The sequence below is a fragment of the Gardnerella vaginalis genome (assembly GCF_040427915.1).
In the GTDB taxonomy this organism is placed as follows: Bacteria; Actinomycetota; Actinomycetes; order Actinomycetales; family Bifidobacteriaceae; genus Bifidobacterium; species Bifidobacterium vaginale_C.
In genome coordinates this window covers 1,506,362-1,522,246 of sequence record NZ_JBETXJ010000002.1, presented here as the reverse complement: position 1 = coordinate 1,522,246, position 15,885 = coordinate 1,506,362, and the positions used below count along the sequence as shown (strand labels likewise).

The window sequence follows — 15,885 nt, the reverse complement described above, 5'->3', positions numbered from 1 at the left end:
AGTAAATAATAATTTTGTAAGGTGGTACTTGTGAAGAACTTCTTCAAAGGAATATCGTTTACGCAAGTGCTGGCTGGTTCCTTAGCAGCTGTTACAGCATTCCTTCTATCGTCAAAGATCGGTATAGCAGGATCAGTAATTGGTGTTGCAATAGGTTCGATTGTGTCTGCTGTAGCATCACAACTTTATCAAAATGTTATTCACGCGTCTTCAAAAAAGATCCAGTCTTCTTCTGCATTAAAGTCAGTTTCAAGCCATTATGCAGATGATGACACTAAAGTTGTAAATAATGCGCGGTTTATTGCATTAGAGGATGATATGCCAGAAGAATATGAGGTTCATGAAGCGAACGAACCTCGCAGAATAAAAACAGTTAGAAAAGTTATGGCTACTGCCTCTGAGCAAAATCCTAATAATAGCGTCGATAACACAAGCATCATGGAATTGTCTTCATTAAGAAAGATGAAAGAAGAAGATAATTCGCTTTCGGAAGGGGATTCGGATTCTCTGCTTACCTTAACCGACGCAAAGCGTAGATTAGGCAACAATGGTGATTATGACTATGCAAAGCAGAAAAGTTACGTAGATAATGAGTCAAGGTACAAACGACTTACTATTTTAGTTGCTGTTCTTAGCGCCCTTGCTGCGGTGATTATTACTGCTGGCATGGTTCTGCTGTTTACGCAAGGAAAAGGCACTGATAATTTAAACAATTTACCGCAGAACCCTGTGCAAAATAATAATCAGACTAATAGGGGAAATCAGGCTCCTGAAAATAGTGAGAATAATCGTATTCAAAACCAGAATCAGGATTCAGGCAACTATTCCAAATCTAGTGAAGACAATAAGAATGATGAGAATAGTTCGGATAAAAAACCGTCTGATAAAAAAGATGAGAATAATCATGAAGGAAACTCTTTAGATGATAAAAACTCTTCGAATAGCGGTGATTCAAAGGGTGCGGATGGATTAAACAATTCTGGATCTGACTCAAAATCTAGCGGATCGAAAGGCGATTCTTCACAAAACACAGATTCTGGATCGGCTTCGTCTCCTTCATCTCCTTCTTATTCTTCACCTAATGGTGCGGATGGTGGTACTTCCGTACAGCAGGGAGAATCTGGATCGCAACAATCATCGGGTAGTGGCGAGTAATAGCTTTATGTGGCAATAAATCCATATTTTTACAAAAAAAATTGAGGAGCTTACGACACGCCGAGTTTGGTTGGTAGCAAAATCTGTTGTATTCTATCAAAGGTTCGTTTGAGCCGCACAATTAAAAACGGGGCTATGGCGCAGCTGGTAGCGCATCTCCATGGCATGGAGGGGGTCGGGGGTTCGAATCCCCCTAGCTCCACGATTTGAAACGTCACTTCTAAGCGAGGTGGCGTTTTTTGTTATATTTCGATACGTATCCTATATACTTATAAGTCCTAGGTGCATAAACTTTATCGCATAAAATTTATATGCCGTAAATTGTTAAACAAAAGTCGAAAGTAAGAAGTCGAAATTAAAAACTAAAAGTCAAAAGTCAAAAGTCAAAAGTCAAAAGTCAAAGATAGAAAATAGAAAATAAAAGATAGAAAATCGGAGGGAAGATTTACATAATGCTAAGCCGCTCTTGGAAAACAGTATGCAAAATAGCCAATAATGAGCGTACGTCTGGGTTGATTATGCTCGGATTTGCTTTAGCTGGGTTAATGCTTGCAAATTTGCCATTTACGTCGCCGATTTTTGAAGCTGTTTCCCACACGCAAATCGGAATTCCATACACAAATATTCACATGTCGATTAGCCACTGGGTTCAAGACGGCGTGCTAACTATTTTCTTCCTTACAGTTGGTTTAGACTTAAAGCACGAGCTTATTGCAGGATCGCTTAGAGACCCTCGCGCGGCAGCAATGCCAATGATTTGCGCGGTTGGTGGCATGATTGTTCCTCCTATTCTTTTTGCTGGAACTGTTACAATATTCTCGGAGTTGCACGCTGGTCAAGAGATTATGCGACTTACTTCTGGAGCGCTTCCGTCTTTAGACATGGTTCGCGCTGGCTGGGCTATTCCTACGGCAACAGATATAGCATTCTCCTTGGCGGTTCTTGCGCTTTTTGCTAAAACGCTTCCTAAAGCATTGCGCGCATTTTTAATGACTCTGGCTACAGTTGACGATCTTCTTGGAATCGCATTAATCGCATTATTCTTCTCTTCGCTTAACGCATGGTATTGGTTTGTAGGCGTTGTTTTATGCGGATTAGTGTGGACTATGCTTGTGCGATTAAAGCGCGTTCCATGGCCAGTTGTGGCTCTTGTTGGATTGCTTGCGTGGGTTATGATGTATCAGGCCGGCGTTCACCCTACTCTTGCAGGCGTAATGGTTGGTTTGCTAACTCCTGCGCATCTTGTTCACGGCGAAAAGTCGCTTAGAGCTGAAAGGTATCGCCAGAAAATTCAGCCTTTGTCTTCTCTGTTTGCGTTGCCTATTTTTGCGCTTTTCGCAACTGGAGTTCATTTTGAAACTTTGACTTGGCAGCTGTTCTTGTCTCCAATATTAATTGCGATTACGATTGCGCTAGTTGTTGGAAAGCCTCTTGGAATTATGATTACTGCTTGGATTGCTAAGAAAGTTATGGGCTTGCGCGTTCCAGACGATTTGCGCGTTCGCGATCTTTTTCCTACAGCATGCGCGTGCGGAATTGGCTTTACTGTGTCTTTGTTAATAGCTTCGCTTTCTTATAGCGACGCGGATCTTTCGGGCGAGGCACGATTCGGCGTACTAGTGGCGTCTATTATTGCGGCTGCTGTTTCGGGATTTATGCTTGCAAAGCAATCGAATCATATGGAAGAAGAATTAGACGATATTGAAGAGTGACTTTAATGCGTTTATTTAACGCGATTACAAGATGACTAGAAAGTGACTAGAAAGTTCTAAAGGTGACTTATGGTTTCTAATAATAATTTAGGTAATTCTGATAATTTAGGTAATTCTGGTAAACCAGATAATCCAGATAATTCTTGCGACTTGCGCGCGCAAAGCGAACAGAACTCACCTTGGAAAGACACTTATTACAGCGGCGCCGTAATGATGCGCGGTCCAATGATTCCTAAGGAAAGCACAACGGAAACGCTGTTGCAACACGATTTACCTAACGGCGATTTGCAAGATAATCACGCGTGGCAAGGACTTGACCCTTGGCGAGTTCTTAGAATACAAGCCGAATTTATTGATGGCTTCGACGCTTTAGCAAAACTTGGATTAGCTGTTAGCGTGTTTGGTTCTGCTCGCATAAAGCCAGATGAGCCAGAATACAATAGCGCTCGCATAATGGGCAAAGAGCTTGTAAAACGCGGTTTTGCGGTGATTACGGGCGGCGGTCCTGGAATTATGGAAGCGGCAAATCGCGGAGCTGCAGAAGCTGGAGGAACAAGCGTGGGGCTTGGAATCGAATTGCCTCACGAGCAGGGCTTAAACCAATGGGTGAATCTCGGTATGCAATTCCGCTACTTTTTTGTTCGCAAAACAATGTTCCTAAAATATTCTTCAGGAATTATTGTGTGCCCAGGCGGTTTTGGCACAATGGACGAACTTTTTGAGTCGCTTACGCTTGTTCAAACGCATAAGGTTTCTAAAATTCCTGTAGTGCTTTTTGGCAGCGAATATTGGAAGGGTCTTATGAATTGGATTGAAACTACGGTTAAAGAAAGAGGACTTATATCGTCTTTTGACCCTAGTTTGCTTGCGATTACAGACGATCCTATAGAAGCTGTGCGAATCGCTAGCGGAGATAAGTTTATTAACTAGTCTTAGCTGTCTTATCTAATCTTAGATAGTTGTGGCTAGTCTTATCTTATCCTTGCTTATTTTGGCTTATTTTTCGCTCATTTATAAGCGTTGTAAGTTGCCAAATTTCTTCTCCAACGTCGATTCCGCGCGGACACTGCCTAGAGCACGCGCGCACGGATTGGCACGCGCTTATGCCGTCGCTAGAATCCGCCAAATCTAATCTTCGATTAGTGGCGTTATCTCTTGAATCGTTAATAAATCGCGCAGCATTTATAAGCGCTGCAGGTCCAATAAACGCTTCTCCGCCTGCATAAACTGGGCAAATTCCTTCACACACTCCACACATTATGCAATTGCTTAAAAGCTCAAACTTTGCAAGCTGCTCTGGGTGTTGCAAAAACTCAATAATCGCAAGCTTTCCGCTGCTGTTTCTTGTTTGAACGTTTTGCGCTTGCAAATATGGTTCCATTCTTTTAAGCTGAGCAATCATTGTAGAAAGGTCGCAAATAAGATCTCTTTGAACAGCAAAGCCTGAAAGTGGTGCGATTTCAATAATGCCAAAGCTTCCATTTTGGATTAAAGAAGACATTTCTTGAGATTTCACTTGCGGATTGTGATTTTCGTTTGTTGTTGCTGTTGCGGTTGCTTGCGACTTTACGCTACCAGTTTTTCTAAAACCGCTTGATCTAACACCTTGAGTTTGCGTATTTTGCCTAGCGTTTTGGGCGATTGTAGCTGTGCAAAGTAAAGTGGGCATGCCGTTTACATTTGCAGCATCCGATCCACAAACGCCGTGACCGCAAGAGTATCTAAATGCCAAAGTGGGGTCTATTGTGCGCTTAATTTTAAGCAAGCAGTCTAAAATCGTGTCATTTTTGCGCGCACGAATCGTATAATCTTGAATCCAATGTTTTCCGCTTAATGGTTTAGCTGGTAAATCGCCAGAATTTTGCGTTGAAAATGGGCTACTTTTGCGCTTTTTTGCAAAAGGGCTTTCTCGGTGCCTTCTAACTAAACCAGGGGAGTTAGTGGAGGCGATTGGTGCTGGGTTGGTGGCTGAATCGGTGCTTGAATCGCCAGCAACCGCGGAGTCGCAAGTAACCGACGAATCGCAAGAACCGTCATTTGGCGTAAAACGAGATACGCGAAAAGTCACAAAAGCTTCACCGCTTGTAGTGCAATCTTGATTAATGGAATGCGCAAAGTTGCGTCTAAAATCGTCAACCATTTGCGCATACCTCCAATTCGTATAATTCTAGTTTGCCATAATACTTGCACAGAAATACTTGAGTAGAAATACTTAAGTAGCAAAGATGTTGGCTGCGCCTAACGTTAGGCTTAAATTATGACAGATGCTTTGTTTTTGCTGGATACGAATAAAGACGATGCGCCCGTTCTTGCAAACGGGATTGAAGAAGGGTGGACTCTTAGCTTGCCTCAACACGTTAAAAGGCACGCAATAAGCGCAATGCGACTTTCGGATGGCGATTCGCTAGACCTTTCGGACGGCAAAGGAGTGCGAATTCACGCAACGATTACAGACAGCGAAAACGGCTTAGTTACAGTAGATTCGTTCATAAAAGAGCCAGCGCCAACAACCCGATTAGCGCTTATTCAGGCTCTCGCAAAAACGGGTCACGACGAGCAAGCAATAGACATGGCTACGCAAATTGGTGTAGACGAAGTAATTCCTTGGTGTGCAAATAGGTCGATTTCAAAATGGAAGCCAGGGCGCACAGATAAGAGATGGAATCAGGTGCTTGAGGCTGCTACGGAGCAATCGCGAAGAGCGTGGATGCCGCAGCTTTTAGAGCCAGTTACAAGTAAGCAGATTCTAGCGATTTGTAGGCGTGCATGCGTTTATGGAAGTCTTGTAGTTGTTTTGCATCAAGACGCAACGGATTCTTTTAGTCAAATCGAAAACTACGTAAACGACTTAACGGAAAAATGCTTAAAAGATGGCAAAACGCGCACTGTTTATGTAGTTGTGGGGCCAGAAGGTGGAATTAGCGAAGAAGAAGTGCAAAGTTTTATAGACGCTGGAGCTAAAAGTTGCGTTTTAGGAAGCAATATTTTACGCGCATCTACAGCAGGGCCAGTATGTTTATCGTTGCTTTCTAGAGCACTTGGCAGGTATGAGTAGTAAGCAATCTTTGCAAGCTTTGTGCGTGTTTTGTGTAAAATAGTAAATGGTGTTCGGCAATAAGAATTGCAACAAGAATTGCAATAAGAATTATTGAAAAGTGGGCAAAATAATGGATAAAGCATGCAAAACATACAAAACTGACGACGATTGCATTTTTTGCAAGATAATTGATGGGCAAATCCCAAGCAGCAAAGTGTATGAAGACGATGAAGTAGTGGCTTTTAAAGACATTAATCCGCAAGCCAAGGTGCATGTTTTGATTGTTCCGCGCAATCATTACAAGAATGTTGCAGATCTTGCTCAAAATGATGCTGATGTTTTGGCTCATATTGCATGCGTTGCGCAAAAAATTGCAAACAACTTTTATAATGGCGATTATCGCCTTGTTTTCAACACTGGTTTGGGAGCTGGTCAAACCGTGTTCCATGTTCACGCTCATGTTTTAACAGGCGAAAAACTTGAAGAAGGTAGTTTATAAATCGTGGCAAATAGTACAACGCGTATTGTTCAAATTCCAAGCGAATTAAGCCCAGTTGCTGTTTTGGGAGCAGCAGATTCAAACTTAAGAGAGTTGGAGAAGGCTTTTCCAAGCATAGATATTTCCGTTCACGCGGATTGTGTGAAAATCGTATCTAGAAGCGCAAGAAGTGAAGAAGACGCTTGCAAAGCCGAACACGCGTTGCGCAAAATAGTTGATTGCGCTTACGAAGCTCCTGTTGATTCTTATGCTGTAAAACGCATGCTAGAAAGAGATGTGCTTAAAGGTAGCGAGCATAATGTGCGAATCGATAGGATTGGGCACAATGGCGGAGTTTTAGGCGGAGCGTTTAGCGGATTAAAGTCTTTTGGTACTGGAGCTGAATCTGGCTTTGGAACTGGCGCAATGGAAAGCGATTTTGCGCGCGATTCTGCCGATTTAATGCCATCTAGTGAAGATGCTAAAAGGCGTGCAATGAGCAGAAAAGCGCGAATGGCTAAAGGTGTTATAACGTTTGCAGGAGGAAATCCTGTTCGCGCAAAAACAGCGGGTCAAACAGCTTATATTCAAGCAATGGAATCAAATACTGTAACGTTTGGAATTGGGCCTGCTGGTACTGGAAAAACGTATTTAGCGGTTGCTAAGGCTGTTAGAGCTTTAGAAGATGGGCGAGTGCGAAGAATAGTGTTGACGCGCCCTGCTGTAGAAGCTGGGGAAAATCTTGGATTCTTGCCTGGAACGCTAAACGACAAAGTAGACCCATATTTAAGGCCGCTTTACGACGCGCTTTCCGACATGTTGGGAGCGCCGCAACTTAAGCGATACATGGACGAGAACGTTGTGGAAGTGGCTCCGCTTGCATACATGAGAGGTCGCACGCTTAATGACGCTTTTGTTATTTTAGACGAAGCGCAAAATGCTACTGTTCAGCAGCTTAAGATGTTTTTGACGCGTCTTGGATTTAACACCACAATGGTGATTACAGGAGATAGAACGCAAGTTGATTTAGCGGTTCCAAAATCTGGATTAGCTTCGATTGAGAACGTGCTGAAAGACGTTAAAAGTATTGCGTTTGTTCACTTAAATGCGCAAGACGTTGTTAGGGCCGAGCTTGTTGGGCGAATCGTAGAAGCGTATGAAGCGTGGGAAAATCGTGAGGCTGATTTTAGGCGCGAGAAGGCTAGAAATAGGAAAAGTCTTGAATCGCCAGCAACCGAAGAATCGCAAAGTCTTGAATCGCAAAATCTTGAGAGGAATATCAAGTAATCATGAGTGTTGAAGTGATGAACGAAACCGTTTGGCAAATCGACCCAAAAATATTCTCCGACCTTGGAATGTGGGTTTTGCAACAAATGCGAGTAAGCGTTCAATCCGATTTGTCAATTACTTTTGTGGATCCAGAGCCAATCGCTAGTCTTCACGAAAAGTGGATGGACTTAGAAGGTCCTACAGACGTTATGAGCTTTCCAATGGACGAGCTGACTCCTGGAAGCGACGACAAAGTGAGTGAAGGAATGCTTGGAGACCTTGTGATTTGCCCGTGGGTGGCGGCTCAACAGGCAGCAGCGGCAGGGCATAGCACAATGGAAGAGATGCTATTACTCACGATTCACGGAATGTTGCATTTACTTGGATACGATCACACTACGCCTCAAGAAGAAAAGCAAATGTTTGGCTTGCAAAGGCAGCTTTTGCTAACGTTCTTTGCGGCTAGATCTGGCGAGCTTTACGACGCCACTTTGCCAGCTGGTGCCGTAAATGAGCTGGAAGAATACGAGAAAAATCATGCTAAATAACATTACAATTCCGCCGATTCCCGATTTGCCTGCACATATGTGGGCTTGCTTGTGTGCGATTGCAATAGTCGCAGTTTTGCTTGTGTGGCTTTCGCTTGCAATGGCGGCGGCGGAAGGGGCTGTGCCAAGAGTCACAAGGTCTAGTCTTAATAATCTTATGATTGAAGAGCAAACGAACGATAACGAAAGTCAAGTCGTTCGCTTGAGGAAGCTTGCTAGAATTCGCAGAGCAAAAAAGCTTATAGCAGATAGGTATGCTACGAGCGGAGCGTGCGCATTTGTGCGAATCGTGTGTAACGTGTTGGACGGCGTGGCTTTTTCTGCAATCGCGGCGACTCTTGGTGCGCCTCTTTGGTTAACGCTATTAATCGGGCTAATAGTTGCAATGATTGTTGCAATTGTTTCTGTTCTTGTGCGGCCAAGAGCAGTTGGAGCGGCTCAGCCAGTTTTTAAGCTAATGCGCTTGTCTAGAATAATTTCGATTGCTGTTTTTATGAATCCTTTTGCAAAAATCGCAAGCCGTGGAGATTCGCAAAATCAAAGCCAAAATCATAAGAAAAATGCTGCTCTTTCCGACGACGAAGAGTTGGAGAATATTCAATTAGACCAAGCTAAAGCGAGTATCGATAGGCTTGTGGAAGCAAACGATTTTGACCCAGAAGTTTCAGAGATGATGCGCAACGTGCTTACGCTTTCCGACACGTTAACGCGCGAAATCATGGTTCCGCGAACCGATATGATTTGCGTTAAAAACGACGAAACGCTGGAAAATTTCCTAAAATTGTGCTCAAGATCTGGATTTTCTCGCGTGCCTATAATTGGCGAGTCGGTTGACGATTTGGAAGGAATCGCGTATTTAAAGGATGCTGTGCGCGCAACCGTGTTTAATCCAGCAGCATCTGAGCGCGCGGTTTCTACGATTAGTAGAAGTCCAATGCTTGTTCCAGAGTCCAAGCCAGTGGATGATTTATTCCACGAAATGCAGCGAATCCGCCAGCATGTTGCTGTTGTTGTAGACGAATATGGCGGAATTGCAGGGCTTGTGACGATTGAAGACGCGATTGAGCAAATTGTTGGAGAGCTAGAAGATGAGCACGACCGCACTCAGCACGCGGATCCGCAAGAGGTGAGTAAGGGTGTGTGGAAAATGCCTGCGCGCACGCCAATCGCCGATTTGGAAGATATTTTTGAAGTTCATATAGACGAAGACGATGTAGACACTGTGTTTGGGTTGCTTACCAAGTTGCTTGGAAACGTGCCGATTGTTGGGTCTAGTGCTGTGACGCGAGGTCTTAAACTAACCGCTGTTGATTCTGCTGGGCGGCGCAAGAAAGTCTCCACGATTCTTGTTGAGCGAGATATTCAAGGGCTTAAAGATATTCAAGGTCTCAAAGAAGAAGACGATAGTGGAAAGAGCGGCGGAAAGAGTGATAGCAAGACTGATGGGAAAAACGATGGAAAGACTGATGGAAAAAATGGCGATAAAGATAGTGGCAAAGACAGTGGATCGTCGCAAGTTGCTGGCGATAAATAGTGTGGAATTAAGAATAATATGAAAGATATTGATGAAATGAATGATGAAATGAATGAGGATATGGAGGATATGGACGATATGGACGATATGAATGACGAAATGTTTGCTAATTTAGATCCTTCCCTAAAAGCTAGCGTAGAAGCGCCCGATTTTAACGGCTATAAATCGGGATTTGTTGCGGTAGTAGGCAGACCAAACGTTGGAAAATCAACGCTTATGAACGCGCTAATTGGAACGCAAATCGCAATCGCGTCTTCTCGACCAGAGACAACGCGCAAGGCGATTCGCGGAATCTTAACAACTCCAAACGCGCAAATGGTGTTAGTTGATACGCCAGGAATCCACAGACCGCGCACTTTGTTAGGTCAGCGTTTGAACGATATTGTAGACGAGTCTCTTGCAGATGTGGATGCGATTGCTTTCTTGCTTCCAGCAGATCAGGAGATTGGGCCGGGAGATAGAAGAATCTTAAGCCGACTTCGCTCCGACTTTGCTAAAAAAGACGCGTCTGGAAACTGGGTGTGGAAGGTTCCGCTTATTGGAATCGTCACAAAAATTGATTCTATAAGCCGCGATGAGTTGGTGTCTCATTTGATTGAGATTCAACAGTTTGCTGATTTTACAGATATTGTGCCAGTTAGCGCGCTAGAACGCGACAATGTTGACGAAGTGAAGAAGGTTTTGATTGATAATCTTCCAGAAGGTCCAAAGATGTATCCAGACGATCAGCTTAGTGAGGAAAGCCCTTCAAGCATGATTGCGGAGCTGATTCGTGGGGCTTTTCTTGAGGAGCTTGACGACGAGTTGCCACATTCGCTTGCGGTTGTTGTAGATGACATTGTGCGCCCAGGCGATGGGGGTGATGCGCAATATGACGATAATAAAGCGCATGTGATTGTGTCGGTGTATGTTGAGCGAGATTCGCAAAAGCCGATTATTATTGGGCGCGGTGCGGAGCATCTTGTGCGTGTTAAGAAGCGTTTGCGTACTGCTGTGAATCGTATTACGGGCGCTAAAGCTGTGCTCGATTTGCATGTAAAGGTTGCAAAGGGGTGGCAGAGCGACCCTAAGAAGCTTGAGCGCTTGGGGTTCTAGCGAATCGACCTGCATTCGCGCTTAGACCGCGCGAACGAAACTCCTTGTTGGTGTTGTGTGAGGGCTGGGTGTTTCTACGCTCGCGTGTTATAGAGCATTATTTCTTACTTGGTGTTGCGCGAGGTTTGAGTATTTCTCTCCTCGCAACTCCCGTCGCTACGCTCCTCTTTTATTGCTCGTATAGAAATACATCAAACCTTCTGAATATCTAAAACTTTTTCGTGGTTTTCATCGCCGAGATTCTCGATTTTTCTTCTTCATTCGATGAATCACCATCAAAGATGCTGAGGTTCATCTCATTTAGTGCGAAAAATCTCGAATCTCTACCTTACTTGATGTAACCTATGCAGACTTGTAGTGCGTTTGTACATAAAATACGGTGTGTCGTGGTACAAACGCACTACATAAACTTCCGCACTTTGTACCAAATTTGACCCAAATCACGTACAAAATTCGGAAAACAAATCGTATCGTTAGTGCGGTCTAAGCGCTCAGGCAGGTCGTCACGCGCGACGACGGCGCGCGAAGTAAGCGCCACCTCCGATTGCTGCGATTCCTGCAACAACAGTCGCTATAGCTGCAACAATCTTAATCGTAGTGCTGTTGGACGAGCTTTGTGCGCCGTCTTGTGCGCCGCCAGAAGCTTGAGCGTTCTTAGACTCATCCTTGGATTCGCTCTTGGAATCATTCTTGGAGTCGCTCTTAGACTTGCTCTTTGCAGAATCCTTTGCATCGTTCTTTGCAGAATCCTTAGCGGAGTCCTTTGCAGAATCGCTCTTAGCAGCAGAATCCTTAGCAGCATCTTGTGCTTTAGCAAGATCTTTAGCAAGATCCTTGACTGCAGCTTTAGCGCCAGATGCAAGAGCAGCTGCTATGCGGTTAGCGCTGCTTGCGCTAAGAGTGTTAGCGTGCGCTGCGCCTGCAACATTATTTGCTGCAACGCCATTAGCATTTTGAGCGTTTTGAGCATTTGCACCGTTAGCTCCGTTTGCTCCGTTTGCACTCTGCGATTGTGCAGCTGGAATAGCAGCGTGGAATCCGAGTTGCTCGCCGCCAAACAAGTTATTTGCGTATCCTGCAAGATACTGGTTGTAGTAGTTTTCGAAGGATTCGCTAGAACTCGTGCTGTTGCTCGTACTGTTCTGCGTTGTGCTAGTTGAACCAGTATTCTGATTATCGTTGCCCGATTCTACTTCTTTAGATGGAGTAGGTACAGATGGAACAGGAGCAGGAGTTAAATCTGTACTTGCATCATGCGACTGATCTGCTGGCGGATCTGTTGGCAGATTTTCTGGTGGCACTGTTGGAGATTCATTATTGCCACCATCATTACCACCATCACCATTATTCTCATTACCTGAAGTCACCAGCGAATTTACGTCCTTTAAAGTCTTATCTAAAGTAGAAGTAGATTTATTAAGAGACTGTTCCACTGCATCAAGCGTTGTAAAACGAAGAACAAACGTATTCTCGAGATTATCGAAGCTTTGACTTACAGCAGAAAAAGTAGCATTGTACCTTTCAATTACATTATTTTTAGCTCCAGCCAAAAGCGTCTTAACTTTCTCATGCAATTCAGCAACTTTTTGCTTCGCTTGCAAAACTTGCGTCTTAACATTTTCAGCCTTTTGCTTTGCTGATTCAAATTGGCTTTTAGCTTCTTTTGTAATGCGTTGTGCTTGCTCAATAGCAGACTTTGCTTCATCAGCTTTTTGCTTAGCTTGAGCGGCTTTAGCAGCAGCATCAGATACTAGCCTAGCTGCATTAGACTTAGTAGCATCAGCTTTATTCTTAACTTCGGTTGCTGCTGCTACTTTCTGTTCAGCATCTTGAATTTGCTTTTGAGCTTCTGTAACTTTTTCGCTAGCAGAATCAATTTGTTGGTTTGCAATATTTAATTGCTCATCTGCTTTGTTAACTTGGCTTTGAGCTTGTGCAACTTGCTGTTCAGCTTTTTCCTTAGATTTGTTTGCAAGTTTTAATTGTTTCTCTGATTCACTAACTTTGCTACGAGCAGAATCAAGCAACTGTGTGGCATTACCAACAGCTGCATCTTGTTTCGTGACCTTCTCGTTGGCTTCTTCCAATTTAGTGGCAGCATCATTAGCTTTGATTTGCAAATCGTCTTTAGTAGATTTGAGTTGCTTTACAGATTCTTCAAACTCCCTGATTTTAGCTTGCTTTGCTTCACCGGTTAACTGAGATTGTTTCTCGGCTTCTTTTACATTTGTGCTTGCAACTTTATACTCATTCTCGTATTTCTCTGCTTCAATAGTGAGTTTTTCAAATTCTTCTTGAGCTTCTTTTAACTCGTTCTTAGCGCTATCAAAATCGTATGCAGAATTTATGAAAGCATCCAAGGCAGTTTTATTTGCTAAGTTCTTAGAATTCGCAGCATCAGTCGAGCTACTAAGAGTTTTAACCTTTCCATCTAGATGCGTGTACTTTTTCTGCCATTGTTTAGCAAGCATGTTTGCAATAGCTGCATTTTCTTCGCTTCCCCAGTCTGCGTTAGGGTCGCCATATTTTTTAGCTTCATTATTTGCTTTTTCTTTCTCGGCTTTTACATGTTCTAATTCTTGTTCTTTTAGCCCCTTAGCGCTCTTTTTGTCTGGCAAATTCAAATCGTATTGTACTTTTCGAAGATTGTACTTAGCTTCAAACAAATTTGCATTTGCTTTATTTGCTTCAGCATTCAGCTTTTGCAATTTAGCGATTTCATCTGTATTTTCAGATGCGCTTCCAGCAGCTTTTTCTTGCTTTAGACTGTTCTCATAATCATCAAGAAGCTCTTTATATTTGGCAACACTAATCGAAGATTCGTTGCTTCCGTGCCATACGGCAACATCTTCATTTTTTGTAACAGTTTCTTGTTTACTGCCAGAAGGTCTAGTCATTTCTTGAATATATAAATCGCCTTCTGCGAAACCGCCAGCGTTTATATCTTTTCTAGCAAAAGTAGTGTAATGACCTACGGAAAGACTAAATAAATTAGTTAGCTTGCCATTTTTGTCATTGTTTTCGAATAATCTTGTGTCTGGGTTTTGGCTTAATTTCATTCCAAAATCATATTGATTTTCCTTGAGGAATTGCTTGCCAGCTTCAGAAAGCTTGTTTTCAATTTTTGTATCGCCCTTGAATGTATAGAAGATTCCTTTATCTCTAGCTTCTTCATAACGATTCTTTTCAAGCGTATACCAGCCGTCTAAGGCATTTGACTTGTTGTCTGTAGGTTTAGGTTCTGTGCTTTGCGTCTTAAGTTGTTTTGAGCATGAAGTTTTACCGTCATCTAGAACTTTGCAATCGTTATTTGAATATTTCATTCGACCATTTTTATGGCCGTCGTAATCACCCCAAGCAAGATTTTCTGCAGTTTTGTACGGTGTAGTGTCCATAACACTAGCGTTATCATACTTTTCATGGTTTAATGCATGATTATTAATAGCAGCAGAGTAGAAGGAATGCACAATGCTTTCGGCAATCAAGCTTAAACGCACGTCTACATTTTGCAACGAGTTGTTATCGTTTCTTCTGTACTCGTTTAGAGCATCGTAATACTCAGCGGCTTCCTTCATGTTTTGCAAAGAGTCCGCGCTTCCAACTCTACCAAGCCCAGGTTTTACAATATCATCATACCATGTTGGAGCTTCTATTGTTTGTGCTTCTTTATACGATCCATCTTGGAATTCTTGCCTTGGAATCACATATGATTCACCTTTAAGAATTTTCTGAGCGCGTTCAGCGTCTGCAATAAGATCTTCGTTCTTGTTGCTTTTCTTAGCTTTTTCAGTGTTAATCACATATTGCAAGAATTTGTAGAAGTCAGACTTCTTCTCTAATGAATTTTCTGTATTAGAATCATTTTTGCTTTCGGTATCATAGACTTTTCCTGCTGCATCAGCTTTTCCTCTAAGGTTGTCTAAGTTTTTGTAAGATTCAACTAGCTTTTTGTAATCATCGATTTTTTCTAGTTCTTCTTCTTTAGATTCTAGTGTTTCGCTATATTTTGCAATTATTTTATTCTTCTCTTCAATTGATGATTTGCTCTGTTTTACTTTTTCTTGAGCTTGCTTATAAACGGATTCTTTCTCTTTAGCAATTTGTTTTACTTTTTCCAAATCCGTATTGCTTAAAGCAGAATCAGACTTTTTAAGTTGATCTAACTGTGCTTGTTTTTCTTCTAATTCTGTTTCTTTATCTTTAAGATCATTATCTGCTTGCTTCTTTGCATTTTCAAGAGATTTTGCGTTTTCAACTAAAGAGGTATAAGATGACTTTTCTTTTTCAAGATTTTCTTTAGCTTCATTTAGCTTCTTGTTTTCTGCATCTCGATTTGTTTTTGCTTCATCTACCGTTTTTTGGGCGTTTTGTAGTTCGTTTTGATTTTGTTCAAGTTGTGTTTCTGCTTGCTTCTTTGCATCTATAGCTTGTGCTTTAGTGTTTTCTACTTGCTTCTTTGCATTTTCGGCGTTACTTGCCGCTAATTGTGCATTTTCTTTAATTTTTTCGGCTTCTTCAAGTCTCTTTTGAGCTGCATCTACTTTTTCTTGAGCTTCTGCATCTTGCTTCTTTGCATCCTCTGCATCTTTTTCTGCTTGATTCTTCGCTTCTGTAGCTTCCAATGCTTTTTGGGATGCCTCTTCTACTTTTTCATTTACTTTTGCAAGATTGCTATTTGCGTTTTTAACAGCTTCATCGGCTTTGTCTACTTCTGTTTTGGTTTCTAGTTCAAGCTTTTCAGCTTCTCTTGCGAGTTCATTTGCTTTAGCTTCCTGTGGATTAGAATCCTCATGATTAGCATTAATTTCAACATTTGCATTATCTGAGTTTTGATTTACAACATCAGCATTTGCCACATTTGCCATTGCGAATAATGCCAGTGAACTTGCGCCTAAAGATATAGCGGCTGCGATTTTAGTGTTCATAAAACCTCTCCTCATATTTGATAATAGGAAATCGTTAGTTTTCGTGTTTTTGAACAAGATTTTTAGCAATTGCTTGCCGTTCGTCTTGTTTTGGAAAACATATTTTCTACCGGGGGGGGGGTATCAAGTTTT

The 15,885-nt window shown here is 42.4% G+C and carries 11 protein-coding genes and 1 tRNA gene; 10 read left to right on the top strand and 2 right to left on the bottom strand.

Features of this window, described 5'->3' with window-relative positions; all coding sequences use genetic code 11:
• The first annotated feature begins 30 nt into the window (after positions 1-30).
• The 4 genes from ABVC65_RS06120 (at position 31) to ABVC65_RS06105 (ending at position 3,797) form a co-directional block, all read left to right on the top strand.
• Positions 31-1,155: a hypothetical protein gene (locus tag ABVC65_RS06120; protein ID WP_353582855.1), complete on the top strand. Its 1,125-nt coding sequence runs from the start codon at positions 31-33 to the stop codon at positions 1,153-1,155.
• Positions 1,156-1,284: 129 nt separating this feature from the next.
• A tRNA-Ala gene (locus ABVC65_RS06115) sits at positions 1,285-1,357 on the top strand.
• A gap of 250 nt (positions 1,358-1,607) precedes the next feature.
• The gene (locus ABVC65_RS06110; RefSeq protein ID WP_020761832.1) at positions 1,608-2,867 is read left to right on the top strand and encodes a Na+/H+ antiporter NhaA; all 1,260 of its coding nucleotides are present in this window, start codon (positions 1,608-1,610) and stop codon (positions 2,865-2,867) included.
• A 69-nt stretch (positions 2,868-2,936) separates the two neighbouring features.
• Positions 2,937-3,797 (top strand): TIGR00730 family Rossman fold protein, encoded by an 861-nt coding sequence (locus ABVC65_RS06105; RefSeq protein WP_353582854.1) that lies wholly within the window; start codon positions 2,937-2,939, stop codon positions 3,795-3,797.
• 46 nt (positions 3,798-3,843) lie between these two features.
• On the opposite strand, the gene ABVC65_RS06100 is transcribed toward ABVC65_RS06105, so the two are convergent.
• The gene (locus ABVC65_RS06100) at positions 3,844-5,007 is read right to left on the bottom strand and encodes a succinate dehydrogenase/fumarate reductase iron-sulfur subunit (protein WP_353582853.1); all 1,164 of its coding nucleotides are present in this window, start codon (positions 5,005-5,007) and stop codon (positions 3,844-3,846) included.
• Between the two features lie 117 nt (positions 5,008-5,124).
• Here ABVC65_RS06100 and ABVC65_RS06095 point away from each other — a divergent pair, with 117 nt between their 5' ends.
• From ABVC65_RS06095 to era, 6 genes are all read left to right on the top strand, one after another.
• Entirely contained in the window at positions 5,125-5,922 is a 798-nt protein-coding gene (locus tag ABVC65_RS06095) for a 16S rRNA (uracil(1498)-N(3))-methyltransferase (protein ID WP_353582852.1), read from the top strand.
• Positions 5,923-6,034: 112 nt separating this feature from the next.
• The gene (locus tag ABVC65_RS06090) at positions 6,035-6,403 is read left to right on the top strand and encodes a histidine triad nucleotide-binding protein (RefSeq protein ID WP_353582851.1); all 369 of its coding nucleotides are present in this window, start codon (positions 6,035-6,037) and stop codon (positions 6,401-6,403) included.
• Between the two features lie 3 nt (positions 6,404-6,406).
• Positions 6,407-7,669: a PhoH family protein gene (locus ABVC65_RS06085; RefSeq protein ID WP_353582850.1), complete on the top strand. Its 1,263-nt coding sequence runs from the start codon at positions 6,407-6,409 to the stop codon at positions 7,667-7,669.
• A gap of 2 nt (positions 7,670-7,671) precedes the next feature.
• Positions 7,672-8,199, top strand: a complete 528-nt coding sequence (gene ybeY / locus ABVC65_RS06080; RefSeq protein WP_004114866.1) for an rRNA maturation RNase YbeY — start codon at positions 7,672-7,674, stop codon at positions 8,197-8,199.
• On the top strand, positions 8,189-9,733 hold the full coding sequence (locus ABVC65_RS06075) for a hemolysin family protein (protein WP_353582849.1): 1,545 nt from the start codon (positions 8,189-8,191) through the stop codon (positions 9,731-9,733). Before ybeY ends, ABVC65_RS06075 begins: the two co-directional genes overlap by 11 nt.
• Before the next feature lie 18 nt (positions 9,734-9,751).
• Positions 9,752-10,828 (top strand): GTPase Era, encoded by a 1,077-nt coding sequence (era, locus tag ABVC65_RS06070; RefSeq protein WP_353582848.1) that lies wholly within the window; start codon positions 9,752-9,754, stop codon positions 10,826-10,828.
• Positions 10,829-11,331: 503 nt separating this feature from the next.
• Here era and ABVC65_RS06065 read toward each other — a convergent pair.
• Positions 11,332-15,753 (bottom strand): Tat pathway signal sequence domain protein, encoded by a 4,422-nt coding sequence (locus tag ABVC65_RS06065; RefSeq protein WP_353582847.1) that lies wholly within the window; start codon positions 15,751-15,753, stop codon positions 11,332-11,334.
• Positions 15,754-15,885: the final 132 nt, after the last annotated feature.